22 protein-coding genes, 1 other RNA gene and 1 riboswitch are annotated in these 20,547 nt (G+C 40.9%); of the genes, 8 read left to right on the top strand and 15 right to left on the bottom strand.

Annotated features, from left to right (window positions below; all coding sequences use genetic code 11):
• Positions 1–21 precede the first annotated feature (21 nt).
• Positions 22–2,175 carry a YccS family putative transporter gene (gene yccS / locus DYC50_RS07250; RefSeq protein WP_115250181.1) on the top strand — a complete coding sequence of 718 codons (2,154 nt, stop codon included), beginning with the start codon at positions 22–24 and terminating at the stop codon, positions 2,173–2,175.
• A gap of 80 nt (positions 2,176–2,255) precedes the next feature.
• Here yccS and DYC50_RS07245 read toward each other — a convergent pair whose 3' ends face one another.
• The 5 genes from DYC50_RS07245 to moaA all read right to left on the bottom strand — a co-directional run bounded on the left by DYC50_RS07245 (position 2,256) and on the right by moaA (position 5,178).
• On the bottom strand, positions 2,256–2,840 hold the full coding sequence (locus DYC50_RS07245; RefSeq protein ID WP_115249609.1) for a tetratricopeptide repeat protein: 585 nt from the start codon (positions 2,838–2,840) through the stop codon (positions 2,256–2,258).
• A gap of 112 nt (positions 2,841–2,952) precedes the next feature.
• A complete protein-coding gene (moaE, locus tag DYC50_RS07240; RefSeq protein WP_115249608.1) occupies positions 2,953–3,411 on the bottom strand; it encodes a molybdopterin synthase catalytic subunit MoaE in 459 nt (152 codons plus the stop codon).
• 1 nt (position 3,412) lies between these two features.
• A complete protein-coding gene (gene moaD / locus DYC50_RS07235) occupies positions 3,413–3,658 on the bottom strand; it encodes a molybdopterin synthase sulfur carrier subunit (RefSeq protein WP_115249607.1) in 246 nt (81 codons plus the stop codon).
• A complete protein-coding gene (gene moaC, locus DYC50_RS07230) occupies positions 3,651–4,139 on the bottom strand; it encodes a cyclic pyranopterin monophosphate synthase MoaC (RefSeq protein WP_103852489.1) in 489 nt (162 codons plus the stop codon). The genes moaD and moaC overlap by 8 nt, the downstream gene beginning before the upstream one ends.
• A gap of 13 nt (positions 4,140–4,152) precedes the next feature.
• The gene (gene moaA / locus DYC50_RS07225; RefSeq protein WP_115249606.1) at positions 4,153–5,178 is read right to left on the bottom strand and encodes a GTP 3',8-cyclase MoaA; all 1,026 of its coding nucleotides are present in this window, start codon (positions 5,176–5,178) and stop codon (positions 4,153–4,155) included.
• Positions 5,167–5,314, bottom strand: a riboswitch (molybdenum cofactor riboswitch). Its footprint overlaps the gene before it by 12 nt.
• Before the next feature lie 203 nt (positions 5,315–5,517).
• Here moaA and DYC50_RS07220 point away from each other — a divergent pair.
• Entirely contained in the window at positions 5,518–6,453 is a 936-nt protein-coding gene (locus tag DYC50_RS07220; RefSeq protein ID WP_115249605.1) for a gluconeogenesis factor YvcK family protein, read from the top strand.
• Positions 6,454–6,511: 58 nt separating this feature from the next.
• Here the strand turns inward: DYC50_RS07220 and folE are convergent, their stop codons facing one another.
• Complete coding sequence (gene folE, locus DYC50_RS07215; protein WP_115249604.1) at positions 6,512–7,168, bottom strand: GTP cyclohydrolase I FolE; 657 nt, start codon at positions 7,166–7,168, stop codon at positions 6,512–6,514.
• Positions 7,169–7,258: 90 nt separating this feature from the next.
• Positions 7,259–8,233 (bottom strand): oxidoreductase, encoded by a 975-nt coding sequence (locus DYC50_RS07210; protein WP_115249603.1) that lies wholly within the window; start codon positions 8,231–8,233, stop codon positions 7,259–7,261.
• Between the two features lie 73 nt (positions 8,234–8,306).
• Between DYC50_RS07210 and ybaK the strand changes: the two genes are divergently transcribed.
• Positions 8,307–8,789 carry a Cys-tRNA(Pro) deacylase gene (gene ybaK, locus DYC50_RS07205; protein ID WP_115249602.1) on the top strand — a complete coding sequence of 161 codons (483 nt, stop codon included), beginning with the start codon at positions 8,307–8,309 and terminating at the stop codon, positions 8,787–8,789.
• 111 nt (positions 8,790–8,900) lie between these two features.
• On the opposite strand, the gene fabA is transcribed toward ybaK, so the two are convergent.
• Positions 8,901–9,434: a bifunctional 3-hydroxydecanoyl-ACP dehydratase/trans-2-decenoyl-ACP isomerase gene (gene fabA / locus DYC50_RS07200; RefSeq protein WP_103852821.1), complete on the bottom strand. Its 534-nt coding sequence runs from the start codon at positions 9,432–9,434 to the stop codon at positions 8,901–8,903.
• 240 nt (positions 9,435–9,674) lie between these two features.
• Positions 9,675–11,441, bottom strand: coding sequence for an AAA family ATPase (locus DYC50_RS07195; RefSeq protein ID WP_115249601.1), 1,767 nt, complete (start codon positions 11,439–11,441; stop codon positions 9,675–9,677).
• 166 nt (positions 11,442–11,607) lie between these two features.
• Between DYC50_RS07195 and DYC50_RS07190 the strand changes: the two genes are divergently transcribed.
• The 3 genes from DYC50_RS07190 (at position 11,608) to matP (ending at position 12,720) form a co-directional block, all read left to right on the top strand.
• Positions 11,608–11,886, top strand: a complete 279-nt coding sequence (locus tag DYC50_RS07190) for a type II toxin-antitoxin system RelE/ParE family toxin (protein WP_115249600.1) — start codon at positions 11,608–11,610, stop codon at positions 11,884–11,886.
• A 16-nt stretch (positions 11,887–11,902) separates the two neighbouring features.
• Positions 11,903–12,169, top strand: coding sequence for a HigA family addiction module antitoxin (locus tag DYC50_RS07185; protein WP_115250180.1), 267 nt, complete (start codon positions 11,903–11,905; stop codon positions 12,167–12,169).
• A gap of 101 nt (positions 12,170–12,270) precedes the next feature.
• On the top strand, positions 12,271–12,720 hold the full coding sequence (gene matP, locus DYC50_RS07180; RefSeq protein WP_115249599.1) for a macrodomain Ter protein MatP: 450 nt from the start codon (positions 12,271–12,273) through the stop codon (positions 12,718–12,720).
• 63 nt (positions 12,721–12,783) lie between these two features.
• Here matP and rnpB read toward each other — a convergent pair.
• Positions 12,784–13,174, bottom strand: an RNA gene (rnpB, locus tag DYC50_RS07175) — RNase P RNA component class A.
• A gap of 120 nt (positions 13,175–13,294) precedes the next feature.
• Here rnpB and DYC50_RS07170 point away from each other — a divergent pair.
• Together DYC50_RS07170 and DYC50_RS07165 are read left to right on the top strand one after the other, a co-directional pair.
• On the top strand, positions 13,295–14,230 hold the full coding sequence (locus DYC50_RS07170; RefSeq protein ID WP_115249598.1) for a KpsF/GutQ family sugar isomerase: 936 nt from the start codon (positions 13,295–13,297) through the stop codon (positions 14,228–14,230).
• Positions 14,231–14,234: 4 nt separating this feature from the next.
• Entirely contained in the window at positions 14,235–14,783 is a 549-nt protein-coding gene (locus DYC50_RS07165; RefSeq protein ID WP_115249597.1) for a KdsC family phosphatase, read from the top strand.
• Between the two features lie 54 nt (positions 14,784–14,837).
• On the opposite strand, the gene DYC50_RS07160 is transcribed toward DYC50_RS07165, so the two are convergent.
• The 5 genes from DYC50_RS07160 to ftsH all read right to left on the bottom strand — a co-directional run bounded on the left by DYC50_RS07160 (position 14,838) and on the right by ftsH (position 20,544).
• Positions 14,838–16,165, bottom strand: a protein-coding gene (locus DYC50_RS07160; RefSeq protein ID WP_115248766.1) for an IS3 family transposase whose coding sequence is annotated in 2 segments (ribosomal slippage) — positions 14,838–15,715 and positions 15,715–16,165 — 1,329 coding nt in all. Because the reading frame shifts where the segments join, the coding sequence is not laid out codon by codon here.
• A 76-nt stretch (positions 16,166–16,241) separates the two neighbouring features.
• Positions 16,242–16,718 carry a transcription elongation factor GreA gene (gene greA / locus DYC50_RS07155; protein ID WP_103852936.1) on the bottom strand — a complete coding sequence of 159 codons (477 nt, stop codon included), beginning with the start codon at positions 16,716–16,718 and terminating at the stop codon, positions 16,242–16,244.
• Positions 16,719–16,741: 23 nt separating this feature from the next.
• Positions 16,742–17,560, bottom strand: a complete 819-nt coding sequence (locus DYC50_RS07150; RefSeq protein WP_115249596.1) for a SirB1 family protein — start codon at positions 17,558–17,560, stop codon at positions 16,742–16,744.
• Positions 17,561–17,573: 13 nt separating this feature from the next.
• On the bottom strand, positions 17,574–18,470 hold the full coding sequence (gene prmC, locus DYC50_RS07145) for a peptide chain release factor N(5)-glutamine methyltransferase (RefSeq protein ID WP_115249595.1): 897 nt from the start codon (positions 18,468–18,470) through the stop codon (positions 17,574–17,576).
• Positions 18,471–18,621: 151 nt separating this feature from the next.
• Entirely contained in the window at positions 18,622–20,544 is a 1,923-nt protein-coding gene (ftsH, locus tag DYC50_RS07140; RefSeq protein ID WP_115250179.1) for an ATP-dependent zinc metalloprotease FtsH, read from the bottom strand.
• Positions 20,545–20,547 lie beyond the last annotated feature (3 nt).

The following is a 20,547-nucleotide window of genomic DNA, read 5'->3' as shown; positions in this document are numbered from 1 at the left end:
ATTTAGGGTATAAAAATGACAATCAATAACTGGCTGAACGCTAAAGTTATCGCCACCATTCCTGTTTTTATTGCTGTCAATATTGCGGCTTTTTCCGTGTGGTTATTGGATATTTCGCAGCAAAGTATGCCGTTAGTACTCGGCATTATCGCAGGCGGTTTGGCAGATTTAGATAACCGCTTAACAGGGCGGTTAAAAAATATTTTTTATACCCTACTGGCCTTTTCGGTGTCCACCCTTAGCGTTCAGCTCACGCTCGGCAATGGCATTGCGTTCACCCTGTTAATGACGGTCATCACCTTTATTTTTACGATGATTGGCGCGGTGGGACAACGTTACAACACCATTTCTTTTGGCACGTTGGTGGTTGCCCTTTACACCACCCTCACCTATCAGCCCGAAACCCTGTGGTATCTCAATTCCCTATTAATTTTATTAGGTACATTGCTATATAGCATTACCGCCATTGTGGTTTATCTGTTTTTCCCAAACCGCCCCGTGCAAGATGCGGTGGCGAAATCTTTTGTGGCATTGGCGGAGTATTTAGAAGCAAAATCCTTGTTTTTTGATCCTGATGATATTGATCAACTAGAAAGCAAGCAAATTACCCTTGCAATGAAAAATAGCCAGCTGATTAATGCCTTTAACGCTTGTCGCACTGCCCTGTTTTATCGTATCCGTGGACAATATCGCCATACTCGCACCACGCAAATGATCAACTATTATTTTGCTGCACAAGATATTCACGAACGTGCCAATTCAAGTTATTTTGATTATCAAATGTTGGCACAGCAACTTAAAAATACCGATTTAATCTTTCGCATTCAACGCCTTTTAGAATTACAAGCGCAAGCGTGCCGTGATTTCGCACAAAGTCTGCAACAAAATACCAATTACACTTATAACCCTCGTTTAGAACGCGCAATAGCAGGGGTAAATCAATCTTTTGAACATTATGTACAAAGTCACCAAGATAATACACAAAATACAAGCATAAAAACCCTCATCAATAATTTACAAGGCGTTGATTGGCAATTACGTCATTTAGGACAAACTCCAGATACCCCCGAAAAACATCATCGTTGGGTAAAAATTCACGATGATAGCGATGTAGCAGGGATTAAAAATATTTGGCTTACCATTCGTAGCCATTTAAGTTTTGACTCTCAATTATTTCGCCACGCAGTACGCCTTTCTATTGTGGTATTTACCTGTTGCACGATTGTAGAATTTTTACAACTTTCCCGTGGCTACTGGATTTTGCTCACCGCAGTATTTGTTTGCCAACCCAACTATGCGGCAACCAAATTACGTTTAAAACAACGCATTATTGGCACTATCTTAGGGGTGATTGTTGGATCTTTACTGCCCTATGCACAGCCTACATTGGAATTGCAAATGGGCTTGGTGGTTACTACCAGTACATTATTTTTCTTCTTTCGTAGTAATAATTACAGTTTTTCAACCTTTTTTATTACCTTACAAGTGCTGATTAGTTTTAATATCATTGGTCTTGATATTCACAGCGCCCTTTACTCTCGTTTAATTGACACGTTAGCAGGCTCATTTATTGCTTGGGTGGCGGTATCTTACTTATGGCCCGATTGGAAGTATTTACAACTGAATAAAGTCATTCATCAAGCCATTCAAAGTGATGGCAAATATTTACTTTACATCATTAGCCAATTGCAATTTGGTAAATGCGATAGCTTACAATATCGTATTGCTCGTCGCAAAGCGCACGAATACGCCACTGCATTGAGTGCAACAATGTCGAATATGAACAGTGATCCAGAAAAATATAAAGATCACTTGCAAGAAGGCTTCGAAATGCTAAAACTGAATTATTCCTTGTTAAGCTACATTTCCGCCCTCGGCGCGTATCGCAAGCACATTAAGCAAATTCAGCAAAATATTGATTTTATGGCGGAATATTACCCCATTGCGAAGAAATTGATTTACGCCTTAGAGCATATTGAATCCTTATCTCAGCCTGTATTTGATAAGCTACAAGAAAATATTCATCAGTCCTTACAACAGCTCAATGAGCAACAAGGGGAAAGACTAAGCCAATCTGAAGTAGGGATTCCTATTCAACAATTGAATATGATCAGCCAAATTCTCCCGCATATTTATGTGATTTTTCACAATCAAAAAGCGCTTGGAGAACATTAATTCACAAAACATTAAGAAACAAAAAAGCAAGGCATTAAACCTTGCTTTTCATTTATCTATTAGAATTGAGAGAATTCGGATTATTTAACCCCTTTCTCATTTAAGATTCGATACAAATCGCAGCCGTTTTGGTTGCCATTATCACAACCTTTCCCAGCTAAATCTTTTGCCAAGGAAAGATCCGCAGTTACACCTTTGCCTAGGGCATACATTGTACCTAGGTTGGTTTGCGCCATTGCATAATTCTGATCTGCGGCTTTTTTATACCATTTTATTGCTTCTGCGTAATCTTGTTTGACGCCTTGTCCATTTTCATACATCAAAGCTAAATTATATTGTGCATCAGCATATCCTTGTTCAGCAGCTTTTTTATACCAGTTAATGGCTAAGCTAAAATCCTGTCTTACGCCTTGCCCATTGAGATACATTTGCCCCAAATTATATTGCGAAGTTGGATTTCCGCGCTCAGCTAGCGGTTTGAATAATTTGAATGCAGAATGATAGTTCCCTTGTCTGTAGGCTTGCGTTGCTTGCTGAAACTGCTGTTCTAATTGCTGCGCAGTTACCTTATTATTAGCTTTATTATCGGCGTAGGTAAATGACGAAGTTGCCGTTATAGAAAGAGAAAACATCGCTGCAAGAATCACTTTTTGCTTGAGTTTCATTGGTTATTCCTTAATTTTAACAAAATCAATGTAATGCGCTGATTACACAAAATGGTAGCTAAAATAACAGGAAAATAAAGCAAAATCACTGTTTAAATGAAAAACAATGCGCTTAAATATCCCATCTTTCTAAAGCCTGTTGATCACTTTCTCGATGCTCAATCCAACGCTCGCCCTTTTCTGTTTGTTCTTTTTTCCAAAATGGCGCTTTGCTTTTGAGGAAATCCATAATAAATTCATTGGCTTGGTAAGCCTCGCCACGATGGGGAGAACTCACCGCAACTAGCACAATTTCATCGCCCGTATGCAGTAAGCCCACGCGGTGAATTACCGCAACACGTAATAAATTCCAACGTGAGCAAGCTTCATCAACAATTTCACGCAAGGCTTTTTCTGTCATTGCAGGATAATGTTCTAAAAATAAACTGGATACGCTATCGCCCAAATTCATTTCACGCACTTTCCCCACGAAAACAACGGCGGCGCCGACACTATTTGGCGCGGAAACCCAACGATAAACCGCATTTTGATCAAAATTGTCAGTTTGTACCGCAATTTGAATTTCGGCCATTTTAGCCCCCTGTAACAGGTGGGAAAAAGGCAATTTCATCGCCATTTTGCACCGCACTTTCAAGACTAGCCAAGGTTTGATTAATAGCAACCAAAAGCTTTTCTTTATCTAACGCCAACGCCCACTTATCCCCTTTGGCGCTCAAATGTTGGCGTAGCGCTTCTGCGTTGGCAAATTGGCCTGAGATTTCAATTTCATCAATCCCAATCAGCTCTCGCGTTTGAGCAAAAAATAATACTTTAATCATTCTGTTTTCCTGCTAAAAAATGGCCAGATTTTCCACCGCACTTTTCTAAAAGACGAATATGCTCAATCACAATATCTTTTTGTACCGCCTTGCACATATCATAAATCGTTAAGGCAGCCACGCTTGCAGCAGTAAGCGCTTCCATTTCCACGCCTGTTTTGCCTGTTAATTTGCATAGGCTTTCAATCCGTACTTGATTGCTTTCAGGCAGGGCTGTTAAGGATACTTCCACTTTTGAAAGCAATAATGGGTGGCATAAGGGAATTAAATCCCAAGTGCGTTTTGCCGCCTGAATGCCCGCAATACGCGCTGTGGCAAACACATCACCTTTGTGGTGTTGCCCTGATAAAATCATTTGCAAGGTAGATTGTGACATTGTAACCAGTGCTTCTGCTCTTGCTTCACGCACAGTTTCTTGTTTACCCGAAACGTCCACCATATTGGCTTCGCCATTATTATTAATATGAGTAAATGTGGTCATTATAATTCCTTGATTAACCGCCAATGCTGGCAAGATGATTACGCACGCCACTATCACCATTATGTAAAAAGTGATGTTCTCGCTTACCCTGTAACGCAGAGAAAATACGCGATTCTAAAAGAGATTGCTGATTATCCGCTTGTAACAAATCGCGCAGTTCGATACCTTCTTCACCAAACAAACAAAGATGAAGTTTGCCCTTGGCTGAAACTCGCAGACGATTACAACTGGCGCAGAAATTTTTTTCATAAGGCATAATTAAGCCAATTTCCCCTTGATAATTTGGGTGTTTAAACACTTTAGCTGGGCCGTCTAAATAACCGCGCTGTTGCAATTGCCAGCCTGAAGCGAGTAATTTTTCTGCTAAAATTTGCCCTGATAGATGATAACGTTGGAAAAACTGATCCATTTCGCCTGTCTGCATTAGCTCGATAAAACGCATTTGAATTGGACGAGCTTTTATCCAATCTAAAAAGCCTGCAAATTCCTGATCATTGAGATTTTTCATCAGCACCGCATTAACTTTAACTTTCTGATACCCCACTTCAAAGGCACGATCAATACCCTGCATAATTTCAGCAAATTTATCCACCCCCGTAATACGCTGGAACATCTTCGCATCAAGGCTATCCACGCTCACATTAACAGACGTAATCCCCGCTTGTTTCCACGCGGCAATGTCTTTCGCCATACGATAACCATTGGTGGTCAAGGCAATTTGTTTGATGCCTTCAATTTGCTGAATATTTTCGACAATAGAAAGAAAATCCTTGCGCAAGGTTGGCTCGCCACCCGTGATACGAATTTTTTCCGTACCAAGATGGGCAAAAGCACGCACTAGGCGGACTATTTCACTTTGGGTAAGAAAGCTCGGTTTATTGGCTTCTGGCTGATAACCATTGGGTAAACAATAGTTACAACGGAAATTGCACATATCCGTAATGGACAGTCGCAAATAATAATATTGGCGGGCAAACCCATCAATAAGACGCGTTTCCCCCACCTGTTTTACAGGAATTTGTATAGGAATGCTTTGCATTAGACACCTTTCTAAAATGGAGAGGATAAGCCGTTTCCAACGTATCCCTGAGCAATACAAAATGCATTGCTGGCATTGCCACCCTATTTTGCAATCAGCAAAACGTAGGCGAACAAGCTCGGAGTTATGCGAAAATTTTCCCTATTCTAAGGGCTTAACAACAATTTAGCCATACCTAGAATGGGATCTATATCAAAAAAATGCCATATTTTACTTATAAATCAATTGTATAAAATGCTATATAACGAAAATTCACAAAATTTCTACCGCACTTTTAAACAAATTTGTTTATACTTAACCCTAATTCTCTTATAACGCTCACATTTTAAAGGAAAAACAATGAGTGATTTAACACCGCACAGTCGGCACGAAAATTTAGATAAGATAAATCACATTGTAGCTATTGGCGGCGGACACGGACTTGGCCGCGTGATGTCTGCGCTCAGTTTTATGAAAGAACGCTTAACGGGCATTGTTACCACCACTGACAACGGTAGTTCCACAGGCAGAATTCGGAAACAACAAGGCGGCATTGCGTGGGGCGATTTACGCAATTGTCTTAACCAAATTATCACTGAACCTAGCACCGCTTCTGCACTGTTTGAATACCGTTTTTCCGCCAATAGTGGAGAACTCGCAGGGCATAATCTTGGCAATTTAATGCTAAAAGCCTTAGAAAATATGCAAATTCGCCCCACCGAAGGGGTGAACTTGATCCGTGATTTATTGCGCGTAAAATCTTTTATTGTACCGATGTCAGAAAGTGCGGTGCATCTTGCAGCTTCCTTGCCTTCTGGTTCTAGCGTGGTAGGTGAAGTGGAAATTGATGAGCTGAGCGAACTGCCTAACTCTATTTTCCTTGTTCCCCTTGTCAGCGCCACGCCTGAAGCCATTTGCGCTATTCAACAAGCTGAAGTGATTTTATTTGGCCCGGGCAGTTTTCTCACCAGCATAATGCCACCGATTTTACTTCCTGAAATTATCGAAGCATTAAAAAGCAGCCAAGCGAAGAAGATTTTCATTGATAATCTTGGGGTTGAACATAGCCCGTCCGCAGTACTTTCTTTACAAGATCGGATAAATTGGATTAACGAAACCGTCGGGCAAAAAATTATTGATGGCGCGATCGTACAAAACGGCTTAATGCCAGAAAATAGCGATCCGCAGTTAAAAATCATCGCCAGACGCCTGAGGGCTGACGACATCAGCTATCGCCACGATCGCACTTTATTGTGCAAAGCGATTGATGATTTGATTGAAGAGCTGGATAAGTAAATCAAAAAAACAGGGCTAGATTCAGCCCTATTTTTTTTCATATAACCTATTGATTAGATTATTTATTTATAAGTGTTAAAAATTCTTTCCTAGTTTCACGATCATCAAGGAACACCCCACCAAATGCAGAGGTTACCGTGTAACTATTTGTGTCCTTAATTCCGCGGCATTTCACACAAAAATGGGTGGCTTTTACATAAACAGCCACATCCTCTGTTTCTAAAATCGTTTGGAAAGCCAATAAAATCTGTTCAGTTAAACGCTCTTGTACCTGCGGACGTTGGGCAAAAAATGCTACCACACGATTGATTTTGGATAACCCGATCACCCATTTTTTCGGATAATAAGCCACGGAAACCATTCCATCGATAGTCACAAAATGATGTTCGCAAGTGCTGGTTAAAGTCACATCATTCACTAACACCATTTCGCTCACTTTCATTCGATTTTCAATATTAGTGATTTTCGGGAAGTTGGCATAATCTAGCCCACTAAAAATTTCATCAACGAACATTTTCGCCAAACGAACTGGCGTTTCCTCAAGGCTGTCATCTCGCAAATCCAGACCGATCAACTTCATCACCTCACGCATATGCTGCTCAATGCCTTCACGGCGCTGTGATTTTGTTAGTTGCGTATCCACCATTGGGGTTTCAATCCCTTTACTCACCAATGCCTGACGGACTTTCTCCGCCTCTGGGGAAATCTTGTTCATTCACTACTCTCCAAATTTCAAATTGAGCTATTCTATCAGAAAACAATGCCAATCTAACAAATAAAAACGCTACAAATATTTAACAGAAAATCAATAACCCGATTGATACACCAATTCGGCTAATTTTACTGCCATTAAGGCGAGGTTAAAGCGTTGTTCGTCTGCTACTGACCAAAATTCGATGCCATTTTCCACCGCACTTTCTCGCTGATTAAGGTTGCTGATGTGCAGTTTAACTTCACTTTCACCGTTTTCATTTTCGCCATTAATTACAGGGGTAATTTGGCTTTCTGGGTGGTATTCAATCAAGCTGTTTTGTTGCCACATTTCTGCTACGGCTTCACTGGCCACATCATAATCAAAAAAGGCGCTGACTTGCTGAGCAAGGCCGTAAAATACAGGAACTTGAATTTGGTGGAACACTACATTATCAAGCTGTGGGAAAATTTTCTGCACTTGCGCGCTCAAATTCGCACTTTTTACAGGGAAAACATCAAAGGCTAGGCGCTGAACATTTTCATCTAAAGGGATACCATTTAATAGTTGTGCAGTTTGCCCTGCAAGTTGCGCCACTTTTTCATCGCCCATATAAGAAGCTGGCAGAAGCGAGCTGACAACCACTTGTTTTAATGGGTAATTTTGCAAAATTTCGCTCAATGGCAGAATACTTTGAGTTACTTGCGGATTAGGTAAAGAAACAATGTTACGTTGTCGCAACTCTACTAATTGTGCGTCATTAACCGTTGGGATCACCAGTGGTACATCAGGCAAGCTAGCACAAAGCCCGAATAGGTCAATCACCACGCTGCCTGCTTCTGCGGCTTTCGCTAAATGGCTAGCAGCGGACACTTCACCTGCGAAAAACACATAATTGAAAGTTGCCCAATCTACTTCATCTGGCACAATTTGCTCCACCGCTTTATTATTAAAACGAATGCCTTGTTCTTCGTTAAATGGAAAAATTTCCACTACGGATAGCTGATCTATTTCTAGCTGGCTTTGTTCTAAACACTCAGCCAGCTTTTCGGCTAATTCAAATTCTGCGGCAATGGCGATCTTTAACATTTTTTCTCCCTTGATTGTCATAATCAGCGTAAAATAAGCGTTGTATTTTACCGAATTCTGACAGGAAAAGAAAATGACACCCGCGATTGATTTACTAAAAAAGCAAAAAATCCCTTTTGTGCTTCATCATTACGATCACGATCCCAATAATACCCATTTTGGCGATGAGGCAGCGGAAAAATTAGGCATTCCGCCTGAGCAATCATTCAAAACCTTGCTTGTGGCGGAAAATGGCGATCAGAAAAAGCTCGCTTGTTTTGTATTGCCGACAGCAAATAAGCTCAATTTGAAAAAAGCGGCAAAAGCCATTGGCGTGAAGAAAGTGGAAATGGCGGATAAAGATGCGGCACAGAAAAGTTCAGGTTATTTAGTGGGGGGAATTAGTCCTTTAGGCCAAAAGAAACAGTTGAAAACGGTGATTGCGCAATCCGCGTTAGACTTTACGCAAATTTACGTTTCAGGTGGAAAGCGTGGCTTGAGTGTTGAACTCGCACCACAAGATCTTGCCCGTTGTATTAATGGGATCTTTGCCGATATTATTGATGAGAAAGACTAACTCATACTTCGTCTTGTCTTATTTGAATCAATAAAAAGGCTCAAGCGCAAAAGGGTAACGCCTGAGCCAATAAGGGAATTGGTTCCAATTAATCTTACAATAATATCATCATTAAAACGCTGAAGTATCTTGGAATAAGCCGACTTTAAGATCGTTGGCGGTATAAATTACGCGCCCGTCCACTTCAACTTCACCGTCTGCTAAGCCCATTACCAATTTGCGGTTTACCACACGTTTCATATTAATGCGGTAAATCACTTTTTTCGCTGTTGGCAAAATTTGCCCAGTGAATTTCACTTCGCCAACGCCTAAGGCTCTGCCCTTCCCTTTGCCACCGATCCAGCCCAGATAGAAACCGACAAGTTGCCACATCGCATCTAGCCCTAAACAACCCGGCATAACAGGATCGCCAATAAAATGGCAACCAAAGAAAGGGAGATCTGGACGAATATCTAATTCAGCTTCAATATAACCTTTCTCAAAATCGCCACCTGTTTCATTCATTTCCACAATGCGATCCATCATCAACATTGTTGGTGCGGGGAGCTGTGGGCCTTGTTCGCCAAATAATTCACCACGTCCTGATGCCAATAAATCCTCATAGCTGTAGCTACTTTTTTTATTTGGTGTACAACTGTCCATCATTTTTGTTTCCTTCTATGTATAAAAATACGCAACGTATCAATTTATTCCGTATAATATCAGGATTAGAAGAAAATAGATATAGCTAACACTTGTTCGCTCAACTTGTCCGATCAGTGAGTAAATTATTTAATTTTGAGAAATAAAAAAGGTGAACATCGCTGCTAGCCTAAATAAAATATAGAAAAATCTCACCGCACTTTTAAGATGATCAAAGTCTGACAAAAAGTGCGGTGCAAAAATTTAACTTTTTCGCCCCAATAACCAATGCCAAAAACCGCTTTTTTGTTGTTCTGAATGGGCGTTTAAACGTTGGCTGATCAGCTCGCTCAATGGCTGATTTTGTTCATTGTAAGTGCTATCTTCCTCAACTAACAAATGGCGTTTAAACAGAATTTCACAGGCTTGGAACACATCTTCCACCGCCCAAATGGAAAATTGCTGATTTTTTACCGCACTTATCACAGCTTCCGATAAACTCAGCTGATTTAATACTGCAGAAGGCACAATCACCCCTTGCTTGCCCGTTAAACCCCGTTTTTCACAAATGGCAAAGAAGCCTTCAATTTTTTGATTTACACCGCCCACGGAATGCACCAATCCAAATTGGTCGATTGCCCCAGTAATAGCAATGGATTGCGGCAGCGGCTGCAATGCCAAGGCACTGGCCAGCACGCAGAAACACGCAAGCGAAGCGCTGTCGCCGTCAATTTCACTATAAGACTGCTCAAAAACAATAGATGCGGAAAACGGCAGCTGAGTGGGCAAATCTAAAATATTCGCTAAACACACTTCAGCAATCATTGTGCCTTTGCTATGAATATTACCTGCTAGCTCATTTTTGCGCTCGACATCAATCACTTCCCCTTCGCCAAGCTGAACAATACAGCTAATCCGCGATGGTTCACCAAAAGAAACTGGGCTGCCTGGGTATTCAATCACAGAAAGCCCATTAATTTGCCCTACCGCTTCGCCTTCGGTTGCCACATAAATTTGTTCGTGCAGAATATCCGCATAGGTTTGCTGTTGCAAAAAGCCCTGCTGTTGCTGTTTGGCTTGAAAATATTGTTCAAATTGCACCGCACTTAATTCATTGCATTGTGCCAACGTGCACGTGTTACTCAATATCTCTTTTAGCTTTAACGGCGAAATATTAATGCAATGGCGATCTTCGCTTTCTCGCACCAAAAGCTGATAGAGTCGATTCATTCCGTCAGCCGTGAACTGAATACCAAGCTGTTTCGCATAAGATTGCACATAATCTTGCCATTGTTGCTGTGCTTGCTCGTTATCAAGGGAAAAATAGCTTTCAATTTCACCGTAATCGGCAAGCTGATAAAGGCTTTCGTCTAATTCTTCTAATAGTGCCAGTTGCGTGCGATCGCCCAATAAAATGACTTTTAATGCCAGATCGTAACTGGGAATATCGCAAGGCAGTGGTTTATAAGGATGTAACGATTGCCAATGGAAATGCTGTTCACTCAAAAGCTGTTTTAAGCGTTCCCACAAGCCCACCTGCGTTAATAAAGGCTCAATACTTAAAATTAGCACGCCACCGTTTAACTGATGCACCAAGCCACTTTGCAGCTCAATCTGTTGCCCGTTTGAGCGGACATTACCGAATAATCGTTGCTGATCATAATAGATCGCACTCGCCACTTGTTTTTTTGCGGCAAAATTATCTTCCACGCTGGTCGCATTCTGTAGAGTGATTTTAGGCAATGTTTGCTCAGAACCTTGCTCAATATGATAATGCACACCTTTCAAGGGCAAAGGCTGTGGTTGGAACTGGCTGATAAATTTTTCCAGCAGCGCTGCATATTCCCCTTGCTGATCGGCTTTTAATACCAATAAAGTGCGGTCAGAATTTTGCAAAAATTGCGAAACGCTCGCGCGGGCGCGCAATTGTAGGTCAAAAAAATCAATAGATTGCGAAAAATCTGCTTGTCCTGCTAACTCAGGACGCAAATTCTGCCAAGATAAAACTTGATTAAATAACGCAGGCAAAATGTGTGGCTCTCTTTGGGTAATGGTTGAAAAGGTGGATTATCGCATAATCTGCTAAAGTTGCCTATATTTGTTCTTTTAAGTAGGATTGGTAAAATATTCTGTATAGTATAACTTTACAATTAAAAGCAAATTCTGTATAGTCACGCTATACAAATGAGGTAAATAGATGATTTTATCGTTCAAACATAAAGGGCTTGAATTATTTTTCAAAACAGGGAAAACCGCTGGTATTCAAGCTAAACACGCGAATAAACTCAGGCTGCAACTCACCGCACTAGATGCTGCAAAAAATCCTTTCGATATGAATGTCCCGAGTTGGAACTTGCATCAACTACAAGGCAATCTTGCGGAGCATTGGTCTATAAAAGTAAATGGAAATTGGCGCTTAACCTTTAAATTTGAAAATGGACACGCCGAAATTGTTGATTACCAAGATTATCACTAAGGAGTTTATGATGAGAATGCACAATCCTGCTCACCCAGGCGAAGTTTTAAAAGAATACATTGAAGGTTTTAGTATTACTGAGGTGGCTCAAAAATTAAATGTTACTCGTGTTGCACTTTCTCGCATTATCAATGGAAAAGCGGCTGTTTCACCAGAAATGGCATTAAAACTTGGCAAATTATTAAAAACTACGCCTGAATTTTGGCTAACTATGCAAGCAAATTATGATTTATGGCAAGCCGAGCAACGGACAGAGTTTAATATTGAGCCATTATTTAATTAAACTAATTTATTGATACAAATGAACAAAATTTACTAGCGAAAAAAATCGGAACAGCGTAAACTTATGCAGAGTTACCCCGTAACGGAGTTTGAGGAAATACGATGAAATACCAAAAGCTAGAAAATCAAGAAGCACACTGGAAATGGCTCTATTTAACCAAAAAAGCCCGTGAAGGGGAGCAAATTACGCGTTATGAAGAGCGCAGTTTGCAACAAGAAATGGTACGCCGTTTAATTGCCGCGCAAAATAATGCGGCGGAAACGGAAGAGTGGGTGAAAAACCATCTTTCGCCTAATTTAGTGGTGAAATTAGACCAAGCGATTCGTGCGCGGCGTAAGCGTTTTTTCAATGCAGAAAAACAAACCACCAAGAAAAAATCCATTGATTTGGAATATTCTGTTTGGTTGCGCTTATCAAGATATGCTAAGAAAATGAAAATGACTCTGTCTGAAACCATCACCTATATGATTGATGAGCGTGAAAGCAAAGCTGCTTATGAGCATCAAATGTCAGCAATGAAAGAAGGGTTAAAAGATTTATTGAAAAAATAGACCGCACTTTTGCGATAACCTTTGTGATAAAAATAAAGCCTCCAAAAATGGAGGCTGTTTTATTCGTTGAGTTAGTCGATAAGCCGGGTTCTGTCGTTGAACAATCATTCATCTAGGCGTTTGTTCGCACAAACGCTCAAGCAACCTACCCGAACTCTGAGCGGGCCACCCATTGAGTTCCTATTTGGTCTTGCTACGAGTGGAGTTTACCCTGCTGTGAAATGTTACCACTCACACGGTGCGCTCTTACCGCACCCTTTCACCCTTACCTGATCTCAAACGAGCCATCGGCGGTCTGCTCTCTGCTGCACTTGTCGTAGGCTTTCGCCTCCCAGACGTTATCTGGCACTCTGCCCTATGTAGCCCGGACTTTCCTCTCGTCTATTTGTCCCACTAGGTCGTTTATACAAACGGTTTAGGGCTTCAATAAACCAGCGATTGTTTGGCTAACTCAGGGCGAGAGTATAGCGGAATATCAAACAAATGCAAGAAAACTCAGATAAATGACTGCTAGAGTTCGCAAAAAACTTACGCTAAAATAACCGCACTTTTGCTGAATATAAAAGGGGCAACAATGGATTATCTCAAAATCGCACAAGACACCCTTGCGGTGGAACAAAAAGCCTTACTACAACTAAGCCAGCGTTTAGATGAGCAATTCAACCAAGTGGTGGGATTAATTCTAAATTGCGAAGGGCGCTTAGTAGTGGGCGGAATTGGTAAATCAGGTCTGATCGGTAAGAAGATGGTGGCGACCTTTGCTTCCACAGGCACGCCAAGTTTTTTCCTGCACCCGACAGAAGCCTTTCACGGCGATTTGGGAATGCTCAAGCCCATTGATATTGTGATGTTGATTTCCTACAGCGGCGAAACCGATGATGTGAATAAACTGATCCCGAGCTTAAAGAATTTTGGCAATAAAATCATTGCATTAACCAGTAATAAGCAATCTACCCTTGCAAAACACGCCGACTATGTGCTGGATATTACAGTAGAACGGGAAGTTTGCCCGAATAACCTTGCGCCCACCACCTCTGCTCTAGTTACCCTTGCATTGAGCGATGCCCTTGCCGTTGCACTCATCACCGCAAGAAATTTCCAACCTGAAGATTTTGCAAAATATCACCCAGGTGGAAGTTTAGGCAAACGCTTGTTATCCCGCGTGAAAGATCAAATGCAAACCAAATTGCCAATCGCGCAGCTCACTACCTCATTTACCGATTGCTTAACCATTATGAATGAAGGGCGTATGGGCGTGGCGATTGTTATGCAAGACAATGAATTAAAAGGCATTATCACCGACGGTGATATTCGCCGAACACTCACTCGCAATGGTGCTGACGCGCTCAGCAAAACTGCGCAAGAATTAATGACTTCTCAACCTAAAACCATCAACGCAAATTGCTATTTAGCGGAAGCGGAAAACTTTATGAAAGAAAACAAAATTCATTCATTAATCGTGTTAGATGACGCTAAAAATGTGGTGGGTTTAATTGAATTTTCGAGCTAATACTATGATTTCAAACGAACAATTACAAAATATCAAACTTGTGATCACCGATGTGGACGGTGTACTCACAGACGGTTTACTCCACTATGATGCCAACGGCGAAGCGTTCAAAAGTTTCCACGTTCGTGATGGATTGGGCATTCGTATGTTAATGGAAAATGGCGTGCAAGTTGCCGTGCTTTCAGGTCGAGATTCCCCTATTTTACGCAAACGCATTGCCGATCTTGGGATTAAGCTGTTCTTTTTAGGCAAATTAGAAAAAGAAAGCGCCTGTTTTGAATTAATGAAACAAGCTGGCGTAAGCCCTGAAGAAACCGCATTTATCGGTGATGATAGCGTGGATCTACCCGCTTTTGCGGTGTGCGGATTATCCTTTGCCGTAGGCGATGCGATGGATTATGTACAAGATTGTGCCGACTATGTGCTACAACGCCACGGCGGACAAGGCGCATTTCGTGAAATGTCCGATATGATTATGCGCGCACAAGGCAAAAGTGATGCCTTTGCCACCGCACAAGGTTTCCTTAAAACCGTAGAAAATATGGCACAATAAACAATAAAAAGCCCCTTTTTGATCTGCCCCCAAAAAGTTAGACTATATTCTAATTTAATTCAAGGACTGAGTTCTGTATTCCACAGGGCTTAGTCCTTTGAGCTTCACTTGAATACGCTCATTATTGTAGTAATGAATGTACTCGTGAATCACTTTTTCAAGCTGTTCAAAGGTTTCAAACCGCTTGCCAAAGTAACATTCCGTCTTCAATCGCCCGAAAAAGCTTTCCATCGCACCATTATCAAGGCAATTGCCTTTTCTCGACATACTTTGCGTAATACCGTGTTTTTTCAATATCTCCCGATAACCCATCATTTGATACTGCCACCCTTGGTCGGAATGCAGTATCGGTTTTTCCCCCGCTAATCGGTTCACCGCCTGGGTCAACATTCTGGTTATCTGCTCAAAACTCGGACTTCTCGCCACATCATAAGCAATAATTTCGTTATTAAACAAGTCTTTAATCGGCGATAAATACACTTTGCCTTCCGCACATTTGAACTCGGTGATATCCGTTACCCACTTCTCATTCGGCATCGTTGCCGTAAAATCCCGTTGCAACAGATTATCGGCAATGTGTCCCACTTTGCCTTGGTAAGAACGATATTTTTTCTGCTTACTTTTTCCTTTTAACCCCAAACGTTGCATTATCGCTAGCACCCTTTTGTGGTTGATAATCAAGTATTTCCTTAATTCCAAGGTAATTCGACGATAACCATAATTTTCGTCATTTTTGCGATAAATTTCCTCTATTTTCTGTGAAATCGCTACATTTTTATCCGACTTTGGCTTGAGATGATAAAAGAACGAACTGCGTGCCAATCCGATTAGCCTGAGTAACAATTCCAACGGGAAACGCGAGCGTAAGGCATTTACGATGACGGCTTTTTCTGCATTTTTTGTTGGTTGAGTTCCTGCAACTTTTTTAGCATTGCATTCTCCGCTTCTAATTCCAAAATTCGGTAACGCAAGCGTTCTTCTTCTGTTTTGGGCGTTGGTGGCATTTTAGGTGAGTTGAGTTTCATACTTGGACGACCTTTAGGTTTGAGTAATAACCCATCTATACCTTGTTTTTCAAAGCGTTGCAACCATTGACTAATTATCCCTGAACTGGGGATATCAAAGCGAAAGCAGGCGGCCTCAGCGGAGCACTGGCCTTTTTTGATAGCTTGAATAACCTTTAATTTAAACTCAACAGAATAATATCGTTTTTTACCTAACACAGCTAATCCATTGATTCCATTATGATTAAATTTCGCAATCCAACGTGCTAACGTTCTTTGAGGAAGCTGAAAATACTGGCGAGTAAGCGAACGGTTTTTTCCATTTTGATGATAAAAGTCGAGCACTTGTTGTTTGAAATGTTGAGTATATTTAGTCATAAAAAATCTGCACCTTAATCAGTTGGTTGTTTAGTCCAACTTTTGGGGTGCAGATCATTTAAAAGGGGCTTTTTAATTATTTGTATTCTACTTCAATAATATCAAACTCAACCGTTCCCCCTGGGGTGGCGATGGTTACGCTATCGTCCACTTCTTTACCGATTAAGCCACGAGCAATGGGTGAATTTACCGAAATTAAGCCTTGTTTAATATCCGCTTCATCATCGCCCACGATTTGGTAGGTTACTTCTTCGTCCGTATTCACATTCACCAATACCACGGTTGCACCGAAGATCACTTTGCCGTTATTTGGCATTTTAGTTACATCTATGATTTGGCTGTTGGCTAATTTCCCTTCAATTTCTTGAATACGCCCTTCGCAAAAACCTTGCTGCTCACGCGCCGCGTGATATTCCGCATTTTCTTTCAAATCACCGTGTTCACGCGCTTCCGCAATGGCTTTAATAATTTCTGGACGGCGAACATTCTTTAAAAACTCTAACTCTTCTCTTAATTGCGCTGCACCGCGTACCGTCATTGGAATTTGTTGCATTGTTAATCCTTGTTCCTTATATTTTAATGAATTGATTTCTTTTGTTTTTTCTCAATTTCTGCGCGTAGTTGTGGAAGTTGTGAGCGCATTAATTCAGAGAATGGATCGTTTGGCATATTTTCAACGAAACATTCAAGATCTTCTAAGGCATCGTCAAAGAGGCCTAGCTGGACTAATACGACTCCACGATCACGTCTTTCAAAAATAGAATCTGGTGTTCGGGCGAGTAAGTTTTCAATGTATTTTAATGACTGTTCTAGCGCTTCTTTATTAAATAAGGCGTTTTTCGCTAGTTGAGCATAACGATCTTCTAAATCTTCTGCATCTGCTCGGCCTAATTGCTGAACATCAAATTCAATATCATCGCCATACACTTCTTTATAAAGCTTTTCAACATACTGATCGCTAACCACTCTACCATTCCAAGGATCAATAAACACAATTTCATCGCCTGATTCATCTTGGAGAATAAAGTGATGCACCATTTTTGTAGCATAAATAGGTAAAGCTAACTTCTCAGCCAAAAATAAAATGATGCCCCCTACAGAGACGGCCACGCCTCGGCGGTTATTCAAAATATCTGGTAAACAATAATTTTCTAGCGCCATATTATCATTATAATCGCACTGAAATCCCCATTTGTTATAAACAAGATCGAAGAATATTTGTACTTTTTCTTTATCCGTTTGCCCTTCTGCTATCGCACTTTCAGCTTCTGTTAGTAGTTCAAACATTGTGTTATAAACGAACTGTAAATCTTCTGTTTTCAGATCATTAATAACACGATAAAAATTGATCATTTCATAATAAATTGCGGTTCTATTAGTGATTTCAGTAATCATTATTTACTTCCTTTTATGATTTTAGCTGTGCTAAGGTAACACGTTCATTTTGATTATAATCTGCCAAGGTTTGGACATTGTGCCAAAAATTTACGTCAAAAAATGACCGCACTTTTTCGCCTTGCGTCCAACCGTGTTCGAGTAATATCCACCCTTCTGGCTTCAAATAATGTAACGCATTCACAATGATATGTTGTAAATCCGCATAGCCTTCTTGTTCTGCCACTAAGGCACTTTGTGGTTCAAACCTTACATCGCCTAATTGCAAATGGGGATCGCGTTCGTCAATATAAGGCGGATTGCTCACCACAAGATCAAAGGTTTGCCCTTTTAAATTGCTAAACCAGTGGCTCTGTAGAAAAGTCACATTTTCGATTGCGTTATGCTTTGCATTTTTCCTTGCTAAGCTTACCGCATTCTCAAGGAAATCTATACCGATAACTGAAAAAGAAAACGAATTTTTAGATATAGATCGCAATTCTTGTGCTAAAGCTAAGGCAATTGCTCCCGTTCCTGTGCCTAAATCAAGAATATCAAGCTGGCCTGTAAAGGCCTTTGAAGCAATTCGCTGCTCAATACAATGCAAGGCATTTTCAACTAAACATTCTGTGTCTGCTCTAGGAATTAAAGTATCAGTGGAAACCTTTAAATTCAACGACCAAAAAGGTTGTTCGCCTAAAATATAAGCCATTGGTTCACTTTTTATACGTCTTTGTAACAATTCATTGAGTTGCGATAATTCTTGTGTAGAAAGCACGGTTTCAGAAAAGGCCAAAATAGACGAACGAGAACGTCCTGTTACAAATTGTAATAATAGGCTGGCATCCACCTTGGGATTAATGAAAGGATCTGTCTTTTTGTTGCCGGCAAGCTGTGTTTCTGCACAAGCAAGCCAATCTGCATAATTCATTCGGTTATTCTCAATCTCACTGATACAGTAAATTAAAATAAAAAATAAGCTGGATTTTGTTATTTGAATTTACTTTATGTTAAAGCCTAAAGAAGAAAAAAGAAAGGACTGATTTCTTATAAAAATCAGTCCTTTAATATTTATTAAGTGGTTAGTTGTGTTCAGATTTGTCTGAATTTTCTACCGCACTTTGATCTGCCTCACTTTGATTTTGTGCAGAAGTATTTGGTTTAGCCGTTTTTTCTGAACTCGCTTTGCCATTGTCGTCCCAACCTGCTGGTGGCGTTACTGGCTCGCGGTTCATCAGCTGTTTAATTTGCTCTTCTTCAATGGTTTCATATTTCACTAACGCATCTTTCATTGCGTGTAAAATATCCATATTGTCAATTAATAGCTGTCTTGCACGCTCGTAGTTACGCGTTACAATCGCACGCACTTCTTCATCAATAAGATGTGCTGTTTCATCGGACATATGTTTCGCTTTCGCCATTGAGCGCCCTAAGAACACTTCACCTTCATCTTCAGAATAAAGAATTGGCCCTAATTTATCAGAGAAACCCCACTGGGTAACCATATTACGCGCAATATTTGTTGCGACTTTAATGTCATTTGATGCACCAGTAGAAATGTTTTCTTCGCCGTAAATCAAATCTTCCGCTAAACGCCCCGCATAAAGGGTGGAAAGTTTACTTTCTAATTGTTTTTGGCTAATGCTGACTTGATCCCCTTCTGGTAAGAAGAAGGTTACCCCTAAAGCACGCCCGCGCGGAATAATGGTGACTTTATGCACTGGATCGTGTTCTGGCACTAAATAACCTACAATGGCGTGTCCTGCTTCGTGATAAGCGGTAGATTCTTTTTGCTTATCCGTCATAATCATTGTGCGGCGTTCAGGCCCCATATTGATTTTATCTTTGGCTTTTTCAAATTCGAGCATTGAAACCAATGGCTTGTTCATTCGTGCTGCAAATAATGCGGCTTCATTCACAAGGTTAGCCAAATCTGCCCCTGAATAACCTGGTGTACCACGTGCAAGAGTCATCGCATTCACATCTGGTGCAACTGGCACTTTACGCATATGTACTTTTAAGATTTGCTCACGCCCTAATACATCTGGCAAGCCCACTACCACTTGACGGTCAAAACGCCCCGGACGCGTTAATGCAGGATCAAGCACATCTGGACGGTTGGTTGCGGCAATCACAATCACCCCTTCATTTCCCTCAAAACCGTCCATTTCCACCAACATTTGGTTAAGGGTTTGCTCACGCTCATCGTGTCCACCACCAAGGCCTGCACCACGTTGGCGACCTACTGCATCAATTTCATCAATAAAAATCAAGCAAGGTGCGTTTTTCTTCGCTTGTTCAAACATATCACGCACGCGAGAAGCCCCCACGCCGACAAACATTTCTACGAAGTCAGAACCCGAAATAGTGAAAAATGGCACTTTCGCTTCACCTGCAATGGCTTTAGCCAATAAGGTTTTACCTGTTCCCGGTGGTCCAACCATTAAAATCCCTTTTGGAATTTTACCGCCCAATTTTTGGAATTTGCTTGGATCACGCAAGAAATCAACGATTTCACCCACTTCTTCTTTCGCTTCATCACAGCCTGCTACATCAGCAAAGGTGGTTTTAATTTGCTCTTTGGTAAGCATTTTGGCACGGCTTTTACCAAAGCTCATCGCCTTACCGCCACCGCCTTGCATCTGGCGCATAAAGAAGAACCATACGCCAATAAGTAATAGCATTGGGAACCAAGAAATGAGAATTTGCGATAAAATACCACGTCTTTCTGGCAACGTTCCTTCCACTTTTACCTTTTTATTTAATAAATCATTCAATAATTTATCGTCATAAATTGGCATCACGGTTGAATATTTTGAACCATCAGATTTAGTAACTTGTAATTCGTTATCTTCAAATCGCACTTGGCGTACTTGATCATTACCCACATCAGTAATAAAAGTGGTGTAATCGGTAAGATTACCATTCGAACTACCGCTAAAGCCCTGATATGCAGACATCATAACTACTGCAATCACAATCCATAGGACTAAGTTTTTGACCATATC

The sequence above is a fragment of the Avibacterium avium genome (assembly GCF_900454535.1).
Taxonomy (GTDB): Bacteria; Pseudomonadota; Gammaproteobacteria; order Enterobacterales; family Pasteurellaceae; genus Avibacterium; species Avibacterium avium.
Note: the sequence above shows the minus strand (reverse complement) of the source record. Positions and strands in the feature narration are given on the sequence as shown.